The sequence below is a fragment of the Mycobacterium asiaticum genome (assembly GCF_001673365.1).
Taxonomy (GTDB): Bacteria; Actinomycetota; Actinomycetes; order Mycobacteriales; family Mycobacteriaceae; genus Mycobacterium; species Mycobacterium asiaticum_A.
Map to the genome: position 1 here is coordinate 50,591 of NZ_LZLS01000104.1, position 20,898 is coordinate 71,488.

The 20,898-nt window shown below is 63.4% G+C and carries 20 protein-coding genes and 1 pseudogene; 14 read left to right on the plus strand and 7 right to left on the minus strand.

The window, feature by feature from the left end; all coding sequences use genetic code 11:
* Nucleotide 1: 1 nt before the first annotated feature.
* Nucleotides 2-823 (minus strand): enoyl-CoA hydratase/isomerase family protein, encoded by an 822-nt coding sequence (locus tag A5634_RS12330; protein WP_065144360.1) that lies wholly within the window; start codon nt 821-823, stop codon nt 2-4.
* A gap of 159 nt (nt 824-982) precedes the next feature.
* On the opposite strand from A5634_RS12330, the gene A5634_RS12335 reads away from it, so the two are divergent.
* A complete protein-coding gene (locus A5634_RS12335; RefSeq protein WP_065144330.1) occupies nt 983-1,663 on the plus strand; it encodes a hypothetical protein in 681 nt (226 codons plus the stop codon).
* The gene (locus A5634_RS12340; RefSeq protein ID WP_065144331.1) at nt 1,660-2,559 is read left to right on the plus strand and encodes an enoyl-CoA hydratase/isomerase family protein; all 900 of its coding nucleotides are present in this window, start codon (nt 1,660-1,662) and stop codon (nt 2,557-2,559) included. The genes A5634_RS12335 and A5634_RS12340 overlap by 4 nt, the downstream gene beginning before the upstream one ends.
* Before the next feature lie 14 nt (nt 2,560-2,573).
* Here A5634_RS12340 and A5634_RS12345 read toward each other — a convergent pair whose 3' ends face one another.
* The gene (locus A5634_RS12345) at nt 2,574-3,344 is read right to left on the minus strand and encodes a TetR/AcrR family transcriptional regulator (protein ID WP_065144332.1); all 771 of its coding nucleotides are present in this window, start codon (nt 3,342-3,344) and stop codon (nt 2,574-2,576) included.
* A gap of 369 nt (nt 3,345-3,713) precedes the next feature.
* Here A5634_RS12345 and A5634_RS12350 point away from each other — a divergent pair, with 369 nt between their 5' ends.
* A complete protein-coding gene (locus A5634_RS12350; RefSeq protein ID WP_065144333.1) occupies nt 3,714-4,718 on the plus strand; it encodes a dihydrodipicolinate synthase family protein in 1,005 nt (334 codons plus the stop codon).
* A gap of 199 nt (nt 4,719-4,917) precedes the next feature.
* Here the strand turns inward: A5634_RS12350 and A5634_RS12355 are convergent, their stop codons facing one another.
* Nucleotides 4,918-5,169: a hypothetical protein gene (locus tag A5634_RS12355; protein WP_065144334.1), complete on the minus strand. Its 252-nt coding sequence runs from the start codon at nt 5,167-5,169 to the stop codon at nt 4,918-4,920.
* Between the two features lie 119 nt (nt 5,170-5,288).
* On the opposite strand from A5634_RS12355, the gene A5634_RS12360 reads away from it, so the two are divergent.
* The gene (locus A5634_RS12360; RefSeq protein WP_065144335.1) at nt 5,289-5,561 is read left to right on the plus strand and encodes a GlsB/YeaQ/YmgE family stress response membrane protein; all 273 of its coding nucleotides are present in this window, start codon (nt 5,289-5,291) and stop codon (nt 5,559-5,561) included.
* 95 nt (nt 5,562-5,656) lie between these two features.
* Nucleotides 5,657-6,487 carry an enoyl-CoA hydratase gene (locus tag A5634_RS12365; RefSeq protein WP_065144336.1) on the plus strand — a complete coding sequence of 277 codons (831 nt, stop codon included), beginning with the start codon at nt 5,657-5,659 and terminating at the stop codon, nt 6,485-6,487.
* Here the strand turns inward: A5634_RS12365 and A5634_RS12370 are convergent.
* Nucleotides 6,477-7,691, minus strand: coding sequence for a CaiB/BaiF CoA transferase family protein (locus tag A5634_RS12370; protein WP_065144361.1), 1,215 nt, complete (start codon nt 7,689-7,691; stop codon nt 6,477-6,479). The two genes, A5634_RS12365 and A5634_RS12370, sit on opposite strands and share 11 nt — an antisense overlap.
* 331 nt (nt 7,692-8,022) lie before the next feature.
* Between A5634_RS12370 and A5634_RS12375 the strand changes: the two genes are divergently transcribed.
* The 6 genes from A5634_RS12375 to A5634_RS12400 are packed head-to-tail and all read left to right on the plus strand — an operon-like array spanning nt 8,023 to nt 14,846.
* On the plus strand, nt 8,023-8,946 hold the full coding sequence (locus A5634_RS12375; RefSeq protein WP_065144337.1) for an enoyl-CoA hydratase: 924 nt from the start codon (nt 8,023-8,025) through the stop codon (nt 8,944-8,946).
* On the plus strand, nt 8,918-10,129 hold the full coding sequence (locus A5634_RS12380) for an amidohydrolase family protein (protein WP_065144338.1): 1,212 nt from the start codon (nt 8,918-8,920) through the stop codon (nt 10,127-10,129). The genes A5634_RS12375 and A5634_RS12380 overlap by 29 nt, the downstream gene beginning before the upstream one ends.
* Nucleotides 10,126-11,745 carry an acyl-CoA synthetase gene (locus A5634_RS12385; protein WP_065144339.1) on the plus strand — a complete coding sequence of 540 codons (1,620 nt, stop codon included), beginning with the start codon at nt 10,126-10,128 and terminating at the stop codon, nt 11,743-11,745. The genes A5634_RS12380 and A5634_RS12385 overlap by 4 nt, the downstream gene beginning before the upstream one ends.
* A gap of 2 nt (nt 11,746-11,747) precedes the next feature.
* Complete coding sequence (locus tag A5634_RS12390; RefSeq protein WP_065144340.1) at nt 11,748-12,605, plus strand: amidohydrolase family protein; 858 nt, start codon at nt 11,748-11,750, stop codon at nt 12,603-12,605.
* 5 nt (nt 12,606-12,610) lie between these two features.
* Nucleotides 12,611-13,648 (plus strand): acyl-CoA dehydrogenase family protein, encoded by a 1,038-nt coding sequence (locus A5634_RS12395; RefSeq protein WP_065144341.1) that lies wholly within the window; start codon nt 12,611-12,613, stop codon nt 13,646-13,648.
* 4 nt (nt 13,649-13,652) lie between these two features.
* Complete coding sequence (locus A5634_RS12400; RefSeq protein ID WP_065144342.1) at nt 13,653-14,846, plus strand: acyl-CoA dehydrogenase family protein; 1,194 nt, start codon at nt 13,653-13,655, stop codon at nt 14,844-14,846.
* A gap of 2 nt (nt 14,847-14,848) precedes the next feature.
* Here the strand turns inward: A5634_RS12400 and A5634_RS12405 are convergent, their stop codons facing one another.
* Nucleotides 14,849-15,109: a hypothetical protein gene (locus A5634_RS12405; RefSeq protein WP_065144343.1), complete on the minus strand. Its 261-nt coding sequence runs from the start codon at nt 15,107-15,109 to the stop codon at nt 14,849-14,851.
* 167 nt (nt 15,110-15,276) lie between these two features.
* Here A5634_RS12405 and A5634_RS12410 point away from each other — a divergent pair, with 167 nt between their 5' ends.
* Nucleotides 15,277-16,035, plus strand: coding sequence for a YoaK family protein (locus A5634_RS12410; RefSeq protein WP_065144344.1), 759 nt, complete (start codon nt 15,277-15,279; stop codon nt 16,033-16,035).
* Between the two features lie 11 nt (nt 16,036-16,046).
* Here A5634_RS12410 and A5634_RS12415 read toward each other — a convergent pair whose 3' ends face one another.
* Entirely contained in the window at nt 16,047-17,546 is a 1,500-nt protein-coding gene (locus tag A5634_RS12415) for a hypothetical protein (protein ID WP_155769507.1), read from the minus strand.
* 354 nt (nt 17,547-17,900) lie between these two features.
* Between A5634_RS12415 and A5634_RS30330 the strand changes: the two are divergent.
* A pseudogene (locus tag A5634_RS30330) lies at nt 17,901-18,293 on the plus strand (PAS domain-containing protein); the annotation flags it as partial.
* 9 nt (nt 18,294-18,302) lie between these two features.
* The gene (locus A5634_RS30335) at nt 18,303-19,565 is read left to right on the plus strand and encodes a putative bifunctional diguanylate cyclase/phosphodiesterase (protein ID WP_437339971.1); all 1,263 of its coding nucleotides are present in this window, start codon (nt 18,303-18,305) and stop codon (nt 19,563-19,565) included.
* A gap of 9 nt (nt 19,566-19,574) precedes the next feature.
* On the opposite strand, the gene A5634_RS12425 is transcribed toward A5634_RS30335, so the two are convergent.
* Nucleotides 19,575-20,720 carry a thiolase family protein gene (locus tag A5634_RS12425; protein WP_065144362.1) on the minus strand — a complete coding sequence of 382 codons (1,146 nt, stop codon included), beginning with the start codon at nt 20,718-20,720 and terminating at the stop codon, nt 19,575-19,577.
* Nucleotides 20,721-20,898: the final 178 nt, after the last annotated feature.

Here is a 20,898-nt window from a genome sequence, read left to right on the forward strand (position 1 = left end):
TTCAGCGACCTTTGTAGTCTGGTGCACGTCGTTGTCGGAAAGCCGCCAGACCCTCTTTGAAATCGCTTGTTCGGCAGGACAATTCCAGGTTGAACAGCTCTTGGGTCATTGACTCGCTCAACGTCGCCCGTTGTCCGAAGTCCAAGGCCTGCTTGGCAAGTCCGATCGCAACCGTCGGTCCATTTGCCAGCCGCGCCAACAGTTCCTCGACGGTGTTTCGAAACGTTGCCGCCTGCTCGGCGCAGTGGATCATGCCCCAGTCGGCGGCATCGACGCCGTTGACCTGCTCGCCGAGCAGCAGCATCCGCCTGGCACGGGCCACGCCCACCAACCGCGGAAGCAACCAGGTGGAGCCCGAGTCCGGGCTGAAGCCGCGCTCGGTGAAGGGCTCCCAGAAGACGGCATCTGTGGTGGCGACGGTGAAGTCGGCGGCCAGGGCGAGGTTGCAGCCCATGCCGGCGGCCCAGCCCTGCACGCTGCACACCACCGGCAGCTGGATGGTGTGGATGAGTTCGATGACGCGATTGGCGGCGTGCGGGACGCGCCGCACCAGATCGCCGGTGCGAGGACGTTCACCATCGGGGGAGTTGGTGGCGATCCAGTCGGCGCCGGCGCAGAAGTCGGTGCCGGCGCCCGTGAGGTGAATCGCACGCAGCGAGTAGTCGGTCGCCGCGTCGGACAGGACGTCGACGAGAGTCTGAATCATCGTATGAGTCAACGAATTACGCCGTGACTGTCGATCCAACGTGATGCGCAGCACCGCGCCGTCGTGCGATGTCGTCACGGACCCGTCGGCGCCGGCCTCGTCGACCTGCTGGCTCACCCTGGCCCCGGCCTTTCCACACCTGTCCCCATCCATACGGTTACCCATACAGTAGGCGATACGATTGCTACGGTGTATAAGTTAGCAAGGAAACCCTACCGCCGGAAACACCGCCGGTGGGAGCCCGGAAACCGGGCAACCGCGAAGAGCTGAGGATGCATGGCCGACGGCACGGACTCGATAGCTCCCGGTGACGCCAGATTCGGTGAAGCGCCGCTAGCCCAGACCGTCGCCGCCGCGGCCGCCATCCGGCGCCTCACCTCTCTGCTGCTGTCGCTGGAACACCCGCACCCGACGGTAGAGGGGATGCTGGCGCAGTTCGCCGTCTGGGAGCAGGAACTGGGGGCTGCCGCCCCGACTGATCTGGCCCCGCGAATCGGGGAGCGCGCCGACGATACCCGCCGCATTTACCTCGATCACGCGACCGACATCGGGGCCTACAACCCGTGTTTCCCGGAATACCGGTTCGACCACATCGGCGCCGAGCTGGCCCTCGGACGTGTCACCTTCCCCCTGGCGTACGAGGGTCCGCCGGGCCTGGTTCACGGTGGTTTCCTAGGCGTCTTCTTCGACTGCGTGATGCAGCACCAAAATTGCGTCACCGGCCTGTCCGGTAAGACTCGGTCGCTGACCGTGACCTTCCGCCGGCCGACACCGGTATTGACCGAGTTGCACTTCGATGTCACCCGCTCTCAGGTCGAGCGCGGGATCACCTCGACGACCCGGCTGCTGCTCGGCGACGAGGTGCTCTGCATCGGCGAGGTCGATACCCTGGCCTCCCGGCCCGAACAGCTCGCCACCACCCAATTCGGCAGGCGCCGAAAGGAGTTCGACTCATGACGGCCTCGGACACCGCTGACGACCGGGTGCTTTTCGATGTGGACCACGAGCGGCGCATCGCCACGATCACACTTAACAACCCAAAGCACCGCAACACCTACGACCCGGCGATGCGCGACGCCATCGCCCGGGCCCTGGACGTCGTCGCCGAGGACGACGATCTCACAGTGGTGCTATTGCGCGGCGAGGGCGGAACCTTCAGCACCGGCGCGGACATGAACAACGCATACGGCTGGTACGGGGAGGCGGCCCGCGGCGCCGATCGCGGCGAACGAACCCGGCCCAGCCAACGTCGTCGACTTGCGGTGGACCGCAAGTCATTCAGCTTCTATCACAACCTGATGGGCTTTCCGAAGGTCACGGTCGCCGAGATCGCCGGCTACGCGCTGGGTGGCGGCTTCGAGATAGCGCTGATGGCCGACATCGCGGTGATCGCCCGAGACGCCAAAATCGGCATGCCGGCAACGAGATTCCTCGGACCTGCGTTGGGCAGTCTGCATATGTTCTTCCACCGGCTGGGCCCGGTGCTGGCCCGGCGGCTGCTGCTCACCGGCGACATCATCGAAGCCGCTGAGATCGCTCATCTCGGGATCTTCACTGAGACATGCGATCCCGGATCGGTGACCGCACGTGCCCGGTACTGGGCGCAGAAGGCAGCCAAAATGCCCGCCGACGGGGTAGTTATCGCCAAGGAGGCCTTCCGGCTCGTCGAGCAGAGCCAGGCATATCAGGGCGAGGAAGTCGCCAGCTATCTGTTCCACGCGTACGGCACCAACCTGCAGTTCGCGGCCGGAGAATTCAATTTCGTCAAGACGCGGGCCGAGCACGGCACCAAAGAAGCCTTCCGGCTACGCGACGAACACTTCCACGTACCTGAACCCGAACCCGAGGCGTGAGAACGTAATTCGTGCTACCGGCCGGACCGCGACCTCGTGGCGGACTTGCGCGGTGTCGACTTGTTGGCTTTCCGCGCGGGCGCGGCAGCCTTTTCGATCAACTGAGCAGCATGGTCGAGAATGCACTCGAGGCCGTACTCGAAGTTCGTTTCGTCGGGCGCCCCGATGCGGTGGCCTTTGCCGGTCACTTGCGCAATCAGTGGGGTGGTCTCTGGATCGAGACCGACGGCATCCTCGATCGTGCGTCGTCCCTCGTCTGAGGTCTGGTTCTTTTCGAAGAGTCGGTGTAGCACCACGGATCCGCGGACGTGCAGCGATATCGCGGAGTAGGTGTCGAACGCGTCCTCGGGTGAAAGACCCGCCTCCACCAGGTTGGCGATCGCCTTCTCCATCTCCTGCGCCCCGACTCGGGCGGCCTTGGGGCTCAATGCGGCCCGGATCAGGATGAGGTCGCACAGTATTGGGTTGCCCATGAACGTTTTCCGCATTAGACGGGCATGGTTGCGCAATGTTTCGCGCCAGTCTTTGGCCTCCACGTAAGGCGTGGCGAACACGTACTTGCTCAGGGCGCGGTCGGTCATCGCGTTGAGCAGATCGTCCTTCTTGCGGAAATACCAGTAGATACTGGTGACGCCGACGCCGAGGTGCTTGCCGAGCAGTGGCATGCTCAGGTTGTCGATCGAGACCTGCTCGGCGAGTTCGAAAGCGCCACTGATGATGTCGTCGGGATTGATGGACCCGCGTTCGCGGCGCTGACGCTTCTCCGCAGTTGCCTGCTTTGCCACTCCCGGGCACCTCCATCACGATCTGTCCTGAGCACGCCGTCGAGCCCTGTTGGCCGACCGTCAACCATACGGTATGTGGTCGTTTTGATGCACTTTCATCTGCTACTGTAATACCTATCGTAGGCTTTTTGGTATACATCGCGGGGTGGCGAGAATGACCGGTCGCCGGGCCCGGCGAACTGTCGGCTGGTGCGATTCCCATCCCCCGACGCACACCAGCGCAGCGCATCCCAGTCTGGCCATATCTGCCGAAATCAGGCCAATGGCAGCGCTTTTGGCATCGCTTTTGGCACCGCACCGTACCTCGTTAATGACCGCGGCGAACGTCGACGTCGGCGGTGGTTCCGACTTCAGCTGAGAGGAGCTGGGATGGCCAAGGCCAAGGAGGCGCGGGCTTGGGCGCGCGGCGCGCTGCGGGGCATCGGCGACTCCCTGTACACGCCGTTCGCCGGTCCCGACGGCGACGACATCGATTGGGAGGCCTACCGAACTCTGGTGCGATACTGCGTCGGCGATCTCGGACATCCGATGTTGTGGTGCACCAGCGGACTGGCCGAGTTCTGGGCGCTGACGATCGAGGAACGTAAACGATTGCTGGAGGTGGCGATCGAAGAGGGCCGGCGCACGAACCCCGACGTCGTCATTCAAGCCTGCACCGCCGCGATGGCAGCCAAGGATTGCTTGGAGCTGACACTGCACGCGCAGCAGGCCGGCGCTGACATCGCCTACATCCAGACCCCGATGATGGAGACCCACGGCGGTGCGGGCGTGCTGAGGTTTTTCGAGTACATCGCGGCTCGCACGGATATCGCTCTGGGCATGTTCAACTCACCGTCGTCTGGCTATGTGCTGACCGCGGCCGAGGCGGCGCGCATTTACGACGAAGTGCCCGCGGTGTGTGCCACCAAGGAAGGCGCATTTCGGCCGGAAAACAGCCGGCAACTGCACGAACTGGCACCTGGACTGGTGCTCTGGGAGTGCGACCGAACCGTATACCGCGCCGGATGGCTGCGCGCCGGAATCGTCTGCCCGGCACAACTGGGTACCGCGGCTTATCTGTTCGAGACGCCGGAGCGCCGATTGTTCTCCGAGTACTGGGATTTGGTGCTGGCCGACAAGTTGCTCGAGGCGATGGACTATGGGCGCGAGTCGGGCCTGGATCAGTTCGACCTGGATATCGGCGGGTGGTTTACCCGCTATCCGGGACGGGCGGACTACTTCACCCACTGGGGTGGAGCGTTCAAATACGCCGCTTCCGTGCTGGGTTTGCCTATCGGTTCGTATCCGCATTCCCGCCCGCCGCAAGCGCACCTACCCCAAGAAGCCAAGACGCAGATCGAGGCCGCGTACCGACGGCTGGGACTGGTTGACTAAATCCTTGCAACACAACTGAATACATGCAGAGAGCCCGGCCGTATCCGACCGGGCCCTCCGCGCGTGTTTTGCTATTGGTGGGCTTCCTAGCGTGCCTCCTGCACCTTGGCCTCGCCGCGAGCCTTCTCCGTCTCTGTTTCCTGTCGGGTCGCGTGGCGTTGCGCCTCGGCCTTGTCCTGCAACTCTTTTCCCATCCCGGCTATCCGGACAAACCTGCCGCCGACGTGTCGCTCGTCACGGTTTGTGCCGGGGTCGGCGAAGCAGGCGCCGATGCAGTACCGGAATCGGGGCCGGACTTGAAGCGGTGCCAGGCCCACACAGCGGCCCCGACCACCGCGCCGATCAGCAACACCCACAGCAACAGCTGGGCGAGCATCCAGGCCAGTTGAGCACGCAGTGCCAGCCCGCGCGCCTGCCGCGCACGATGAGCCACCGCTTTCGTCGTGTTCACCTGCTATCGGTACCCCTACTTCGCTATCCGTCAAACCCTGGATTACCGGACGCAGAACCGGGCATACCGGGGTTAGTTCGGCGCCGCGCGGCGCCGCGTTGCACTGGAAGGAATCGGACATGCTCACGCTGGGAGTCATCGGCTGGATCATCATCGGCGGTCTGGCCGGGTGGATCGGCAGCAAAATCATGAAGACCGACGCGCAGATGGGCGTCGTTCTCAACATCGTGGTCGGCATCGTCGGTGGTTTGATCGGTGGCTTCTTGTTGCGCGGGTTCGGCGTCGACGTGGCCGGCGGCGGACTGATGTTTTCGTTCCTGACGTGCCTGCTCGGAGCGGTGATCCTGCTGGCGATCGTCAAACTCGTGACGGGACGGCGGGTGTCCCGGTAACGGCGTCTCCGACAGCGACGAAAAGGACGCGGTACCGAGAGGTATACGGTAAGGGCGAATCGCCTACCGTATCCGCACGTCGCGAGGAGTCACCGATGAGCTCGGACGCCGAACCCGCGGTACTTTACGAGGCCACGCCCAGCGGCGTTGCCATAGTCACGCTCAATCGTCCCGAGCGTCTCAACGCGTGGGGACCCGACATGGCGCCGGCGTTCTACGACGCGGTCGATCGTGCCGAAGAAGATCCCGCGATCAAGGTGATCGTGCTGACTGGCCGCGGGCGGGCGTTTTGCGCCGGTGCCCATCTGGGGTCGTCGAGTTCGTCAGGCGGCGTCGGGGAGTCCCTGGAAAGTGCCGGCGGCAAGAGCGTCGCCGACCTGGTGGGTGAGCGCCCACCGCATTTCGTGACGGAGTTGCGCAAACCCGTCGTCGCGGCGATTAACGGCCCGTGCGTGGGAATCGGTCTGACCCAGGCACTGATGTGCGATGTTCGCTTCGCCGCCGCGGGCGCAAAATTCGGCGCGGTGTTCGCCCGTCGCGGGCTGATCGCCGAATTCGGCATCTCCTGGATCCTGCCTCGACTGGTGGGCTGGGGCGTCGCGCTCGACCTGTTGTTAAGTGGCCGTACCTTTTTGGCTGAGGAGGCGGCCGCGCTCGGCCTCGTCAAGGAAGTCGTGGCGCCCGAAGAACTGATGCCCCGCGCCCTGAAATACGCCGAGGACATCGCCCAGTACTGTTCGCCTACCGCGATGGCGGTGATCAAGCGGCAGGCCTACGGTGACGCCTCACACGACGTCGCAACCGCAACGGCCGAGGCCGAGGCGCTGATGTGGGAGGCGCTGCCGCGACCCGACGTCATCGAAGGCATCGTGAGTTTCCTGCAGAAGCGGCCTCCGCAATTCCCGGAGCTCACGTTCAAGCGATAGCACCGGAGTCTTTGAGTTCGGCGATGCGGTCCCAATCCAGGCCGAGTTCCATCAGAACGAGCTCGGTGTGCTCCGAGGCCTGGGGCGCTCTGGTGGTTTGAAGCGGTTCGTGGTTGAACTGAACTGGTCCGCGCACCACCTTGAACGGTGCGCCGCCGCTGGCGACTTCGACTTCGGTGACCATGTCGTTGGCCAGAGCCTGTTCGTCACTGGCCAGGTCGATGAGACTCTGGAAGGGCGCCCACTGGCCGCGCATCGTCTTCAAATGCTGACGCCAGTACTCAAATGACTTGGCGGCGAACGCCTTCGAGATCAACTCCGCCGCTGCGTCGGCGTTCTGGATCAACGGAAGCACGTCGCAAAAGCGAGGATCGTCGGCCGCGTCCGGGATGCCGAGGTGTTCGAAAGTGTCGCGGATCAACCCGGTCGGGCTGATGATGCACAAGTTGATGGTGGAGCCGTCCGACGTGGCGTAATTGCCCATGAAGGGATTCACCGACGGTGCCAGCGAACCCGGCATGTGCGAGCGCATCACCTCGCCGGTCTCCATGCCCTGCGTTACGCTCGCACCCGCTGCCCACCAGGCGGTGCTCAACAACGACACGTCCAGCTCCACGGCTTCTCCGCTGCGTTCCCGGTGCAGTAACGCGGCCGAGATGCCGCCGGCGATGAACATGCCGCCGATGGAGTCGCCGAACGCGGGAATGCCTTGTCCCAGTGCACCACCCAGTTCTTCGGGAGTCAGTGCGTAGCCCACCCCGCTGCGGGTCCAGAACGCGGTCCCGTCATAGCCGCCGACGTCGCGTTCGGGGCCTTTGTCGCCGTAGGCGGATCCGCGGGCGTAGATGATGTCGGGGTTGGCGGCACGGATGTGCTCGACGTCGAACTTGTTCTTCTGCCGCTGTGCGGGCATGTAATTGGTGAGGAACACATCGGAGGTCTTAGCCAGTTCGTAGAGCACTTCCTGGCCGCCGGGCGTGGAGACGTCGATGCCGACGCTGCGTTTGCCCCGGTTCGGATGTTCCATCAGCGGATGCCGGTCGGGATCGACCTGAATGCCGCCCATGTTGAGGAAGCCACGTTGGGTGTCGCCGCGCACCGGGTGCTCGACCTTGATGACGTCGGCTCCCCAGTCCGCGAGGATCGCGCCCGCGGCCGGGACGAACGTGAACTGCGCAACCTCCAGGATTCGAAAGCCCTGCATTACCTTCACCATCACAGCCTCCCGTCAGAGGTTTCCGGCCGCGCAAACCCCGACGGGCGTGCTCGCCGGCGGCAAAAGAAAGAGCCTACGGTAATTACTACAGTAGGCAAGGAAGCGTGTGGGGCCGTGATGTCGGAAGCCCCGTAAAGCCAGCGGTCCAGGCAACCGGGACGGGTCGCTGATATCAGCTCTGATCAGGCTTTTGACACGGCCGGGGGCGGGTCGTAGCCGCATTGCAGAAAGCGCTACCGATAGGTATACAGTATGTACTGCGCGGTTGCGTTGGGCGGGCGCCGCGCCAGGATTCGACAGCACTAGGGGACCGGTCTTGATGAGCACCGACGGCAGCGTGGTTGCGGAGCTGCCGGCCGCACCGAACGAGCCGGTGCTCTACCAGGTTTCGGCTGCCGGCGTGGCACTGATCACTCTCAACCGGCCGCGGCGAAGAAACGCCTGGGGCGGGGCGCTGACGTCAACGTTCTTCCGGTACCTGGAAAGCGCGGAGGCCGACAGTGCCGTGCGGGTCATCGTAATTACCGGCAGCGGCGGGGCGTTCTGCGTGGGCGCGGACATGGGTGATCTGGGTTCGATCTCCTCGACCACCGTGGAGTCGTCGCGCGAAACCGACGTCACCGCTCTGGTCGCGGAAAAGCATCCGTACTACCTGACTCAGTTGCGCAAGCCGGTCATCGCCGCGATCAACGGGTCGGTAGCGGGTATCGGGTTGTCGCTGGCGTTGATGGCTGATGTCCGGTTCGCCGCTGCCGGAGCGAAGTTCACCACATCGTTTGCGCGGCGGGGTCTGGTCGCGGAGTACGGCATTTCCTGGATCCTGCCGCGGCTGTGCGGCTGGGGCACGGCCACCGATCTGCTGCTGTCCGGACGCACTTTCCTGGCCGAGGAGGCGGCCGAGCTCGGGTTGGTCAAGCAGGTCCTGCCGGGCGATCAGTTGATGGACCGGACGTTGGCCTATGCGGAGGACATTGCCCGAAACTGCGCACCCAGTTCGCTGGCTGTGATGAAGCGGCAACTTTATGCCGACGCCGGGCTACCAATCGTGGAGACGAGCAACCGGGCCGAGCAGCTGATGCACGAATCCATGACGCGGTCGGACTTCATCGAGGGCATCACCGCATTCTTCGAAAAGCGCCCACCAAAATTTCCGCCGCTATTGACTCATGGCGACGACACTAGAGGAACCGAACAGATTCGAGAGGACGTCGGAGATGACAACGCTGGGCTACCAAGCGATTGACGTCGACAATCACTACTACGAACCCATCGATTCATTCACTCGGCATCTACCGAAGGAGTTCAAGCGCCGCGGCGTGCAGATGCTGCGCGACGGCAAACGCACCTGGGCGGTGATCGGCGAGCGGATCAACCAGTTCATTCCGAACCCCACCTTCGACCCGATCATCGAACCGGGCTGTCTGGATCTGCTGTTCCGTGGCGAGATTCCAGAAGGGGTCGATCCGGCGTCGTTGATGAAGGTCGACCGGCTGGAAAATCATCCCGAATATCAGGATCGCGAGGCCCGGGTGAAGGTGATGGACACCCAGAATCTCGAGACGGTGTTCATGTTGCCGACCTTCGCCTGCGGAGTCGAGGAGGCCCTGAAGGCAGACATCGACGCCACGATGGCTTCGCTGCACGCCTTCAATCTCTGGCTCGACGAAGACTGGGGCTTCAACCGGCCCGACCGCCGAATCATTGCGGCGCCGATCATTTCGTTGGCCGACCCGGATAAGGCGGTCGAGGAGGTCGAGTTCGTGCTCGGCAAGGGCGCCAGGATGGTGCTGGTGCGGCCCGCTCCGGTGCCTGGCCGGGTCAAGCCTCGCTCGCTGGGGGATCCGCTGCACGATCCGGTGTGGGCGCGGCTCGCCGAAGCGGGCATTCCGGTCGGTTTCCACCTCAGCGACAGCGGATACCTGGCGATCAACGCGCTGTGGGGCGGGAAGGCCACCTTCGAAGGATTCGGCAAGAAGGATCCGCTCGACCAAGTGTTGCTGGACGATCGTGCGATACACGACACAATGGCATCGATGATCGTGCATCAGGTGTTCACCCGGCATCCCAAGTTGAAGGTCGCGAGCATCGAGAACGGCTCGTACTTCGTATTCCGGTTGATCAAGCGACTGAAGAAGGCGGCCAACACCGCGCCCTATCACTTCAAGGAAGATCCGGTGGAGCAGTTGCGGAACAACGTCTGGATCGCGCCCTATTACGAAGACGACGTCAAACTGCTGGCCGAAACCATCGGCGTCGACAAGGTCCTGTTCGGCTCGGACTGGCCACACGGTGAGGGACTTGCCGATCCGATGGCGTTCACCGCCGACATCCCGCAGTTCCCCGAGTTCAGCGCTGAAGACACCCGTAAAGTCATGCGCGACAATGCACTTGAGCTTCTGGGCGCGAATGTTGCCGCGCCGGTATGAGTGAATGGACGATCGGGGCGGTCCTGGACGCTGTTGCGCAAGCCGTGCCCGATCGGGTGATGACGATCTGCGGTGGCCGCCAAAGTACCTTCGCCGAAGCGGCCGGCCGTACCAGTAGGCTGGCCAACTACCTGGCGGACAAAGGTTTCGGCGCACACCACGAGCGCGCTGCGCTCGGTAACTGGGAGTGCGGCCAGGATCGCGTGGCGCTCATCATGCACAACGACCTGTATCCGGACATGGTCATCGCATGCCTGAAGGCGCGGGTGGTGCCGGTCAACGTCAACCACTACTACACCCCGCGTGAAGTGTCGGACCTGCTGGCTTATGTCAAGCCCAGGGGAGTCATCTACCACCGCAGCCTGGGCGCCAAGTTCGCCGACGTGCTACCTGGTGACGACGTCGAGTTGCTGATCTCGATTGACGATGGCAGCGACTGTGCCGAGCTCACCGGTGCGGTCACCCTCGAAGATGCACTGGCACAAGGTCATTCCGATCGAGTCCACGACGGGTCACCGGACGACCTGCTGATGATCTGCACGGGCGGTACCACGGGTCGGCCCAAAGGCGTGTTGTGGCGACAATCCGACATGTACGTGGCGTCGATGAACGGTGCCGACCACGCTGGGGTCGACGAGATCCACGCCAAGGTGCGCAACGGCGGTCAGCCATGGTTCGCGGTGTCCCCGCTCATGCACGCCGCTGGCATGTGGACGGCGTTCTCGGCCATCCTGTCGGGGCTGACCGTCGTGCTCTATGACACTCGCCAGAAGTTCGACCCCGCAGCGGTTTTGGAAATTGCCGAGCGCGAAAAGGTCGGTTTGATGACCATGGTCGGCGACGCTTATGCCTCCCCGCTGGTCGAGCAACTCGGCCGGCGCAGCTACAACTTGTCGAGCCTGTTCGCGATCGGCACCGGCGGCGCGGCCACCAACCTCAAATACCAGCAGGCCCTGCTGAAGCATCTGCCGCACATCGTCTTGATCAACGGCTACGGCTCTTCGGAGACCGGCAACATGGGATTCGGGCACAGCCGGGCGGGCACTCACGCCGACACTTTCACGATCCGCGACGGCGGACTGGTGCTGTCGGAGGACTACAGTCGGTTCCTCGACGCGGGCGATCCGCAGATCGGCTGGGTGGCGCGTAAAGGCCGTATTCCATTGGGCTACTTCGACGACGAGGCCGCGACGACCAAGACGTTCCCGGTGGTGGACGGGCAGCGGGTGGTGATATCGGGTGACCGCGCCTCGGTGGATGCCGATGGCACGCTGCGGTTGTTCGGGCGTGATTCGTTGGTGATCAACACGGGCGGGGAAAAGGTTTTTGTCGAGGAGGTCGAGGAGGTGCTGCGCGCGCATCCCGCTGTCGCCGATGCGTTGGTGGTCGGCCGCGACAGCGAGCGCTGGGGTCAGGAAGTGGTGGCCCTGGTCGAGTTGCGCGACGGCGCCGACTCGGACTCCGAAGCATGGCATTCGCACTGCGCGGCCACCTTGGCTCGGTTCAAGGTGCCCAAGGCGTTTATAGTCGTCGACCAAGTGCGCCGCCTGGGTAACGGGAAAGCCGATTATCGTTGGGCCAAACAGCAAGCCAGCCAAACCGCGAGGACAAAATAGCAATGACCCACGGTGCCCAGCGGCCGGTTATCGACTGCCTCGTCAACGTTCATTTCGGCGAGACGCAAACGCAACCCGAGTTCATGAACAAGGTTCGCGACGACTACTTCAAGGGACCCAAGTCGATGTTCGACCCGGTAGACCTTTCGGAGTTGCTCGACGAGATGGACGAACACGGTGTGCAAAAGGCGATCCTGATGGACAACCTCGCCAAGCCGTCGGTGACCGCGCGCAAGTTCGTCGATGCCAAGCCGGATCGATTCGCGTTGGCCATGGGCGGGATGAACCTGTTACGACCGGTAAAGTCGTTGCGCGAGTTGACCGCAACCGCGGCCGATCTGCCCGTCGCCTACGCGGCGGTTGGACCGAGCTTCTGGGCCGACGGACAATATCCGCCCAGTGATGCCGTGTACTACCCGCTGTACGCCAAGTGCGCCGAGCTCGAGCTGCCGCTGTGCGTGAACACCGGGCTGCCGGGCCCGCCCATCCCCGGGGAGGTGCAGAACCCCATCCATCTGGACAGGGTCTGCGTGCGCTTCCCCGAGTTGAAGCTGTGCATGATCCACGGCGCCGACCCGTGGTGGGAGATCGCGATCCGGATGCTGATCAAGTACCGCAACCTGCGATTGATGACCTCAGCATGGTCGCCAAAACGCTTGCCGGACAGCCTTATTCACTACATGCGAACCCGGGGTCCAAACAAGGTCATCTTTGCCTCCGACTGGCCCGTGTTGCGCCAGCACCGCGTGGTTCCCGAGGCCAACGCACTCGATTTGCCTGCTGAAGTCCTCGACAATTACCTCTACCAGAACGCCGCTGAGTTCTTCTTCGGTGAGCCAGAACAGAATCAGGAGCGCTGAGGAGAATGGATCGCTACGAGCTGCGCCGTCAAGACTACAGTCTCAGCGACGACCACAAGGCGTTACAGGCCGCTTACCGCCAACTGTTGGAAACCCACTGCCCGATCGAAACCGTTTGGGCCGCACAGGAAACCGGGTTCGACAAGAGCCTCTGGGAGCGACTGTGCGCCACCGGCGCGTCATCGATGGCAATAGGTGAGGATGCCGGCGGTGACGGAGCCACCCTGGTGGATCTCACCCTGGTTGCCGAGGAACTGGGCCGAGTGCTGGCCCCGGTGCCGTGGGTCGACCACGTCTGCGCCGCACGTCTGACGGAACGGTTGGGTGCGGTATCTGCTGACGTGGTCGAGGGAAGCCGAATTCTCGGGATCGACGTCGCGCCGGAGCCCCTGAGCGGTTCGCGGCTGGTTGCCTCAGCAGCGATCGCCGACGGTCTGATCGTTCGGGAAGGCGACGACGTGGTTCTGCTGACGTTCGGCAGCAGGCCCGTCCGCGTGCCCAACCTCGGTCAACTGCCGATGGCATGGGTCGATCCGGGCGCGGCGGACACACGCACGGTGCTGGGGTCGGGGCCGGCGGCAATCGCGGCCTACCGGCGGGCAATTGATGAGTGGCGACTGCTGACCGCCGCCGCGTTGGCCGGGCTGGTGGAGCAGACGATGTCGATCGCGGCGGAATTCGCCAAGTCGCGCTATACCCTCGGTGTCCCGATTTCGACGCTGCAGGCGATCTCGCATCCGCTGGCCAACATGGCGATCGTCGTCCAGGGCGGTCGCAACCTATCCCGCCGCGCCGCCTGGTATCTGGACAACGAGCCCGACGAGCGTCCCGAACTGCCGGGGTGCGCGTTCGTGTTCATGGCCGAGGAAGCGGCCAAGGCGGCGACCATGGCGGTGCATATCCAGGGCGGCCTCGGAGTGTCGACGGAAGCAGCTGCTTCGGCGTATCTGGTGCGCGCCCGCGGCTGGGCGCTGGCCGGAGGCGATCCGGGCATTACCGCTCGCCAAGTCGGAAAGCTTGTCGCCGAACGGGAAAGCGCGTAATTCAATGGATTTCACACGGGTAGCACTCGATGACGAAGACCAGGCCTTTCTGGCTGAAGTCCGCGCTTTTCTTGCCGAACACGTCACCGACGAGGTGCGGCGCCGCGACCGCGAGACCGGCGACAACTTCGATGAAGGCGTACATCTGGCTGCCGGTGCGGCCGGCTACCTGGAGAAAGAGTGGAAACCGTTGGCCGACGGCGGGTTTACCCGTCTGCGGCGTCGCATCTGGGAGCTGGAGAAAAGACGTGTGCATACCCCGTGGGTGACGTGGGGTACCACGGCAATGGTGGCACGGGCCGTCGCCGCCTTCGGCAAACCCGAACTCGTCGAGGAAGTGCTGCCCAAGGTGTTCAGCGGCGAGGTCCGGATGTGCCTGGGCTACACCGAACCCGAAGGCGGCTCCGACATCGCCACCTGTAAGACCCGCGCGGTACGCGATGGCGATCAGTGGATCGTTAACGGGTCCAAGATGTTCACCACCGGCGCCCACAATTGCCAATACGTATTCCTCATCACCAATACCGATCCCAGCGCCCGGAAACACAAGAGCCTGACCATGTTTCTGGTGCCGCTCGATCTGCCCGGTATTGAAATCCAAGGTATTCGCACCGTCGACGGCGACCGAACCAACATCGTCTACTACAGCGATGTCCGGGTCGACGACAAGTACCTGCTGGGCGAACCCAACGGCGGTTGGACCGTGCTACGCGGACCGTTGGACGCCGAACACGGTGCGGTTGCGGTGGCGCCGGATGGGCTACAGGACATCGCGATCATGCAGCATCAGACCGGGTTCATGTCGGCGGCACTTGACGCGGTGGCAGCCAAGGTCGCACAGGCCAGCTCGGACGGACGGCGTCTGATCGATGACGGGTCGGTGGCTTACCGGTTGGGTCGCAGTGCGGCGCGGTTGGAGGCGGCACTGTCGACTCCAAGCATCTTCGGCCGGGTGGCGCAGGCGCAGACCATGCGCGATATCGGACCCGATCTGATGGACATCGCCGGACCAGCATCGGTGCTACCCATCGGGACCGAGGGTGCCGCCGACAACGGGGCCTCGGAGTATCTCTACCGGTTCGCGCCGCTGGCCGGCATTTACGGAGGCACCCTGGAGGTGTTCCGCAACATGATCGCTCAGCATGTCCTGGGCCTGGGCAAGCCGAACTATTCGCCGCCGGCTCGCAAGGTCTCCTGACGTCAGGTCTGCGTGGTGGGGCTTTGCGCAGACTCCCACTTCGATCCCAGCGCGCGTTCCACGGTGGTGCCGGCCGTCAGGTTGACCTGGAAGGTTTCGCCGTCGTTGCCTTCGAGCGTGACCACGTACCCCGCTTCGGTGGCGTCTTTGAACACCACTTTGTAGGACTTTCGTCCCGGCCCGCGGTCGATGGCGCGGTCAAAGGCAATGAGATCGCCGGGGGCGACGTCGTCAATTCGATCGTTTTCGGAGATTCCAGCCATGCCCTCGACGGTAGCGCAGGCGCCTTTTGATCGTTTTCTGAGCGCCTTCTGGGCGGTCCCAAGAATCCGTCAAGATTCCTCCAAGTCGGTGGCGCCAGCATTGAGTTCGGTTCGCTGGCAGCGCCGATGAGACAACCATTCGGCGAATCAGATGGGGAGGAACCCAAATGCCCACTGACGTCGTCCGAGAAGGTCAGACGCACGGAAAGCACGTACGCCTGCTCGGCTACTGCGCCGCACTGGCATTCAACGCGGGGTTGGTCAACGCGGTCGCGCTGATGATCCTGGCGGTTCCGGTCGGCAATCTCACCGGTGTAACCACCCAGCTCGGCATGGACACAGCCCACCCGTGGATGTACCAAAGTCACGTGCTGATCGCCATCCTGGTGGGGTTCTTGATCGGAGCGACCGTAAGCGGCAGGCTGATCGCCTCAACCGGGACCGCCACCGGCACCCGCCACGCCGTCGTGTTGACGATCCAGGCGATATTGCTGCTGCTGGCCGCCGTGGGTGTGGAAGGCGCGGTGGAGGCGCAGATTGCGGGCCTGGGAATCGAGCAAACCGCGGTGCAAGCGCTGTTGGCTGCGGCAGCCCTCGGTCTGCAAAATGGGCTCACTTCAAGCTTCCGCGGGATGGCTGTTCGCACAACTCATTTCACCGGCACCATCACCGACCTCGGGTTGATGATCGGACGCAGCCGCAAGCACGGGTTCGACAAGTGGAAGGCCGCCATCCTGACGGTGACGCTCGTGCTGTTTCTGACCGGCGGAATAGCGGGGATACTGGCCGGCGCTCAGTTCGGGGGATACGCGCTGCTCATCCCCGCCGCGGTCTGCATGTTTCTCGGCAGCGCCTACCTGCTGCACCATCGGCACGGCCGGCGCGACCTGACTGTGGTGGTGCAGGCTTCAGCCGCTACGGCGTGAGCCTGTCAAGGCTAGTGCTGGACAGACAAATTCGCGTACTTGCCGGCTCGGACGATGGCATACGATCGCCACAGCTGGCGCTCCATCGAGTCGAACACGTGGTCGGCGATGTTTTTCGCGAGCTGCAATTGGTTGTCAGCAAGCGGTGCGGGTGCGCTCATCTCGGTGCTGCTCGCATCTGCCGGCGGGTCGTGCCGGCCGGCGAGATAGTCCAGCCTGCCGCCGGTCTCGGCTTCTGCGGCTAGTGCAAGCGGTTGCGTTTGGGCGAAGAACTCCTCACCCGTCGATTCCAGGGCCACCAGCATCCACCACCGAAGTGCCGGATCATTGTGTTGCAGTGCGATTTTGGCGAACTCGATCATGTTCTGTCGATGTAAGTCCAGATCGGGATCAAAGAACAGCCACTCCAGTGCGTCACTGGCTGCGTGGCCGAGCATCTGATCGAGACCGAGTGCGTCCCAATCCGACAGGAACAGGCCGCTGTGTTCGGACAACCGCGATGCCCACGCGTTCACCGCGTGCTCCGCGGTGCTCGCGGGATCGGCAAACATCAAGGCGTACTTGGTGAGATCGCGGTAGCCGAGGATGTCCATCACCCACATGGGAATGAACTGACGGAGTTTGTCGGCGGGACCGCGTTCGTCGTCGCGTAGCCACTCGTAGAACGGGTGCGCGCGCAGCCGGGCTTTGCGCTCCTCGATGTGCGAAAGCATCGCGGCGTCGTTGTCGTCTCCCGCCTTGATCTCAAGCGGGGGGGCGGTCCAGTCGGCCCGCACCGAATCGGGCAGTTGCGGGCGACGCGGGACCGTACCTCTATCGAGATACGTGGTTGCGTAGTCCAGGAATCCGTCGAAAATGCCATTAAAGATGCCGAACATGCGTTGGCATGCCTCGGCCGAACGTTCCCGACGGGCGGGGTCGAGGACCACGGTCTCGAAAACGCCTTCGGTATTGCCGACGTGTCCGGATTCCAAATCCAAGTGGTACGGACCGAAGTAGCGGTACTCCATGTCGGTTCGGCGCGACAGCTTGGCGGCGACTCGAGCGGTGTTGCTGAGCATGACGTGCCCGGTAGCCTCGCCGGCTTCGGAGTGGCCGAACCGGATCAGCGCATCGTCGCCGTCGTCAACTACCAACCGGATGAACTCAATTCCGCTGCGCCGGAACGTCTCCTGGTCAGGCGACAGAAACAGCCACCACAGCGTGTCGCTGGTACGCCAGCCCAGGCGCGCATCCAGGTCGAGCTTGCGCCAATCCTCCAAAAACATCTTCGAGTGCTTTTCGTCCTCGAGGGTGCCGAGATTGATCACCCACTCGTACTCGTCATGCGGTTCCGGGAACCGGAGCACCCACCGGTTCATGTCGCGGAACTGCATGATGAACAGCGCGCCGGCCGGTCCGATTGCCAGCTGGTCCTGCGGCGGGATCGAGTCGCTGGATAACCAGCGGAAAAAGCCGTGCTCGCGCACCGCCTCTTGGCCTGCATCCCGCAGTTGCATCACATATTTCAACGCAATGTCTTTCTTCGATGGACTAAATCGCCGTTGCTGAGCCGACTTTCGTCAACAGGCCTTTTGAGGGTGGGCTAATTATACGCCCGCCTACTAGAATCAGGCGACTCGCCACCTACCTGCGGCGAGCCGCAACGAACGGCGGTATACGCAGTGGGTTGCACACACTTCATAGGTGCTGTGCAGGAAAACTGTATGTTGCTGCCAGGAGGGTAAGCCGGTATGCGAAGGGTCGTCCCGGAAAGGGAGGGTCTCGACGAGATGGACGCTGAAGACGACGTGGGGGCCGTGCTCGCGGCAGCCAGGCGATTGGCGGCGGCCGACACCGCCGCAGAGAAGGGCGCGATCGACTCGATGCTCGCCGGCGGCGCGAGCGGCCGTGACGCGGCCTTGTTGCGCGCGGTCTTCGCTCAGGCCGGGGTCGGAGTCGGCATTTCCGATATGAACGGCAAGATCCTGATGGTCAACGACGCGTTCGCTCGCATGTTCGGCTATGAGACCGAAGAGTTCATCAGGATGTTCCACATCACCGATCTCACCCATCCCGACGACACCTCTGAAGTGTGGGATCAGTACGGGGCGCTGATGAGCGGCAAGGTGGAAATGGTCAGCCTGGAGAAACCTCACCTGCACCGCGACGGGCACACAATCTGGAACACCGTCAACGTGTCGCTGATCCGAGACGCTAATGGCGTACCCATATACACCCTGGCCGTATTCGGAGATGTCACCGATCGCCGTCAACTCGAACAACAGTTGCGCCACCAGGCTCTACACGATCCGCTCACCGGGTTGCCGAATCGCAGTCAGTTTTTCGATCGCCTCACCGCCGCATTCGAAGATCCGCAGTCCAAGGTCGGTATCTGCTACGTCGACCTCGACGGTTTCAAAGACGTCAACGACACGCTCGGCCACGACGTGGGTGACAAACTCCTGGTCAAGGTCGCCGAACGGCTGTCGTTGTGCCTCCAGCGACCCGAACACTTCGTGGCTCGTCTGGGCGGCGACGAGTTCGTCTTCTTGTTGCACGAACCGGCCAGCACCGACGAGGTCACCGAGCTTGCTGACTCGGTGCTGCGCGTCCTCGAGTCGCCGTTCGACATTGACGGGAACCCGATCACCGTGTCGGCCAGCGTTGGGGTCATGGAGCAAGAGGTCGCGATTATTTCCGAGGTCGACCTGATGAAGGGAGCGGACGTAACGCTCGCCCGCGCGAAGCAAGCCGGCGGCAATAGGTGGGTGATCCACGATCGCCACCATGAAAACACCCCGATGCACAAAGCGCTCGATCGCGGCGAATTCCGTCTGGTCTATCAGCCGATCGTGCGGCTCGCCGACAACGCCATCGTCGGTGTCGAGGCCCTGCTGCGGTGGGAGCACCCGACGCTGGGGACCTTACTTCCAGACCGGTTCATCAGCCTCGCCGAGCGAAACGGCATGATCGTGCCGCTGACGACGTTCGTGGTCGAGCAGGCGTGTCAGCACATGCAGGCATGGCGTGCCGAACAAGCCGCCGACTCGCAACTGTTCGTCAGCGTGAACGTCGCCGTCCGCAACGTCTGTGACCCCACTTTCATCACGGTGGTCAAAAATGCGCTGCACAACGCCGACCTTCCTCCGCATGCGCTGCAGCTGGAACTCACCGAGAACGCGGTCCTCGGCAAGGATGAGACATCGGTGCGGCGGTTGCAGCAGCTGTCCGCGATGGGGGTGTCGATCGCCATCGACGATTTCGGCACCGGCTTCTCCAGCCTGGCCTACCTGCGCGAGTTGCCCGTCGATGTGGTCAAACTCGCCGGCGAGTTCATCAGAAACATCGGCGGCAACATCCACGGCCGGTTGGCCGACGAACAGATCACCCGGGCAATGATCGACTTAGCCCATACGCTGGGCCTCACTGTGACCGCAGAGCAGGTCGAGACCGCTAGCCAGGCCGCGCGGTTGCGGGCCCTCGGTTGCGACTCCGCGCAAGGTTGGCATTTCGCCAGACCCATGCCGTCCGAACTGTTCCTGCGGTAGCGCGAAAAGTCAGGTGGTCAGTATCGTCGCGGCTGCCGTGCCTGGGGCGCCGTAAAGCTGGGTGAAGCCGACGCGGGGTTGGCCCGGTACCTGACGGTCGCCGGCCTGTCCGCGCAATTGCCGGACTATTTCATGGATTTGGCGCAGGCCCGATGCGCCGATCGGCTCACCGTTGGCGATCAGGCCGCCGTCGGTGTTGATCGGCATGGCACCGCCGATTTCCGTAGCGCCGTCGGCCAGCAGCTTTTCCTGGTCTCCGTGGGCGCAGAAACCGCATTCGGCCATGTGGATGACTTCCGCGCCGGCGTCGGTGTCCTGCAACTGGATCACGTCGACGTCCTCGGGTCCGACCCCGGCTTTTTCGAAGGCGGCGCGCGCGGCGTACACGGTGGGCGCGACGTCCTCGTCGACCGGTGCGCAAGTGGTGTTCACTTCGTAGGCACCGTATCTGCGGGTGCGCACCTCGACGGCCTTGAGGTAGACCGGCTTGTCGGTGTAGCGGCGGGCGATGTCGGCGCGGCACATCACCACCGCGGCGGCCCCCTCGTCGGGGGCGCAGAACATGTACTGGGTGAGCGGATAGTTGAGCATGGCTGAGTTGAGGATGTCGTCCTCGGAAATCGCCTTGCGCCGGAACGCATTCGGGTTCAACACGCCATTGCGGAAATTCTTTGCGGCGACTCGCGCCAGGGTTCGCTGCGAGATGGCGTGCTCATGCAGGTAACGGTTGGCCTTCATCCCGAAGAATTGGGTGGTTAGGTACTGCCCGTTCTCGGCATACCAGCGCGGCATGCCCACCAGTGCCGGATCCTCGGTGAACGCGCCGCGCGGATGTTTGTCCAAACCTACGGCGATGCCAATGGCGTAGTCGCCCAGTCGAATTCCGTCGGCGCATACCTTTGCGGCGCTTGCCGCGGTGGCGCAGGCGTTGAAGACGTTGGTGAACGGAATCCCCGACAGGCCAACCATCCCGACGATCGCATCTGGATTGGCAACTGTCCAACTACCCCCAGTCGCGGCCTGGATATCGTTCCACCCAACGCCCGCGTCCCGCACCGCGGCGAAGATGGCGTCGACTCCCATCTGCATCGCGGACTTTCCCTCGAAGCGGCCGAACGGATGCAGACCGACGCCGATGATGGCGACCTCGTTCAGTGTCATTAACGCCCTTCCGCGGTGCCGAGGACACTTGTCTATAATACTGTAACCATTACCGTTGATCGTTCCAGGCCAGGACCGGGGAAAGGTTGGACGCCGTGGGCAAATCGAGCGAGGTGCCTGTTCACAAACGTCCGCTCGGGCCACAGCCGCGGGTTGACGGGGGGACAAATCC

Coding starts and splice junctions, on each gene's coding strand:
- A5634_RS12335 (WP_065144330.1), top strand. CDS start 983: ATGGCCGACGGCACGGACTCGATAGCTCCCGGTGACGCCAGATTCGGT.
- A5634_RS12340 (WP_065144331.1), top strand. CDS start 1,660: ATGACGGCCTCGGACACCGCTGACGACCGGGTGCTTTTCGATGTGGAC.
- A5634_RS12350 (WP_065144333.1), top strand. CDS start 3,714: ATGGCCAAGGCCAAGGAGGCGCGGGCTTGGGCGCGCGGCGCGCTGCGG.
- A5634_RS12360 (WP_065144335.1), top strand. CDS start 5,289: ATGCTCACGCTGGGAGTCATCGGCTGGATCATCATCGGCGGTCTGGCC.
- A5634_RS12365 (WP_065144336.1), top strand. CDS start 5,657: ATGAGCTCGGACGCCGAACCCGCGGTACTTTACGAGGCCACGCCCAGC.
- A5634_RS12370 (WP_065144361.1), bottom strand. CDS start 7,691: ATGCAGGGCTTTCGAATCCTGGAGGTTGCGCAGTTCACGTTCGTCCCG.
- A5634_RS12375 (WP_065144337.1), top strand. CDS start 8,023: ATGAGCACCGACGGCAGCGTGGTTGCGGAGCTGCCGGCCGCACCGAAC.
- A5634_RS12380 (WP_065144338.1), top strand. CDS start 8,918: ATGACAACGCTGGGCTACCAAGCGATTGACGTCGACAATCACTACTAC.
- A5634_RS12385 (WP_065144339.1), top strand. CDS start 10,126: ATGAGTGAATGGACGATCGGGGCGGTCCTGGACGCTGTTGCGCAAGCC.
- A5634_RS12390 (WP_065144340.1), top strand. CDS start 11,748: ATGACCCACGGTGCCCAGCGGCCGGTTATCGACTGCCTCGTCAACGTT.
- A5634_RS12395 (WP_065144341.1), top strand. CDS start 12,611: ATGGATCGCTACGAGCTGCGCCGTCAAGACTACAGTCTCAGCGACGAC.
- A5634_RS12400 (WP_065144342.1), top strand. CDS start 13,653: ATGGATTTCACACGGGTAGCACTCGATGACGAAGACCAGGCCTTTCTG.
- A5634_RS12405 (WP_065144343.1), bottom strand. CDS start 15,109: ATGGCTGGAATCTCCGAAAACGATCGAATTGACGACGTCGCCCCCGGC.
- A5634_RS12410 (WP_065144344.1), top strand. CDS start 15,277: ATGCCCACTGACGTCGTCCGAGAAGGTCAGACGCACGGAAAGCACGTA.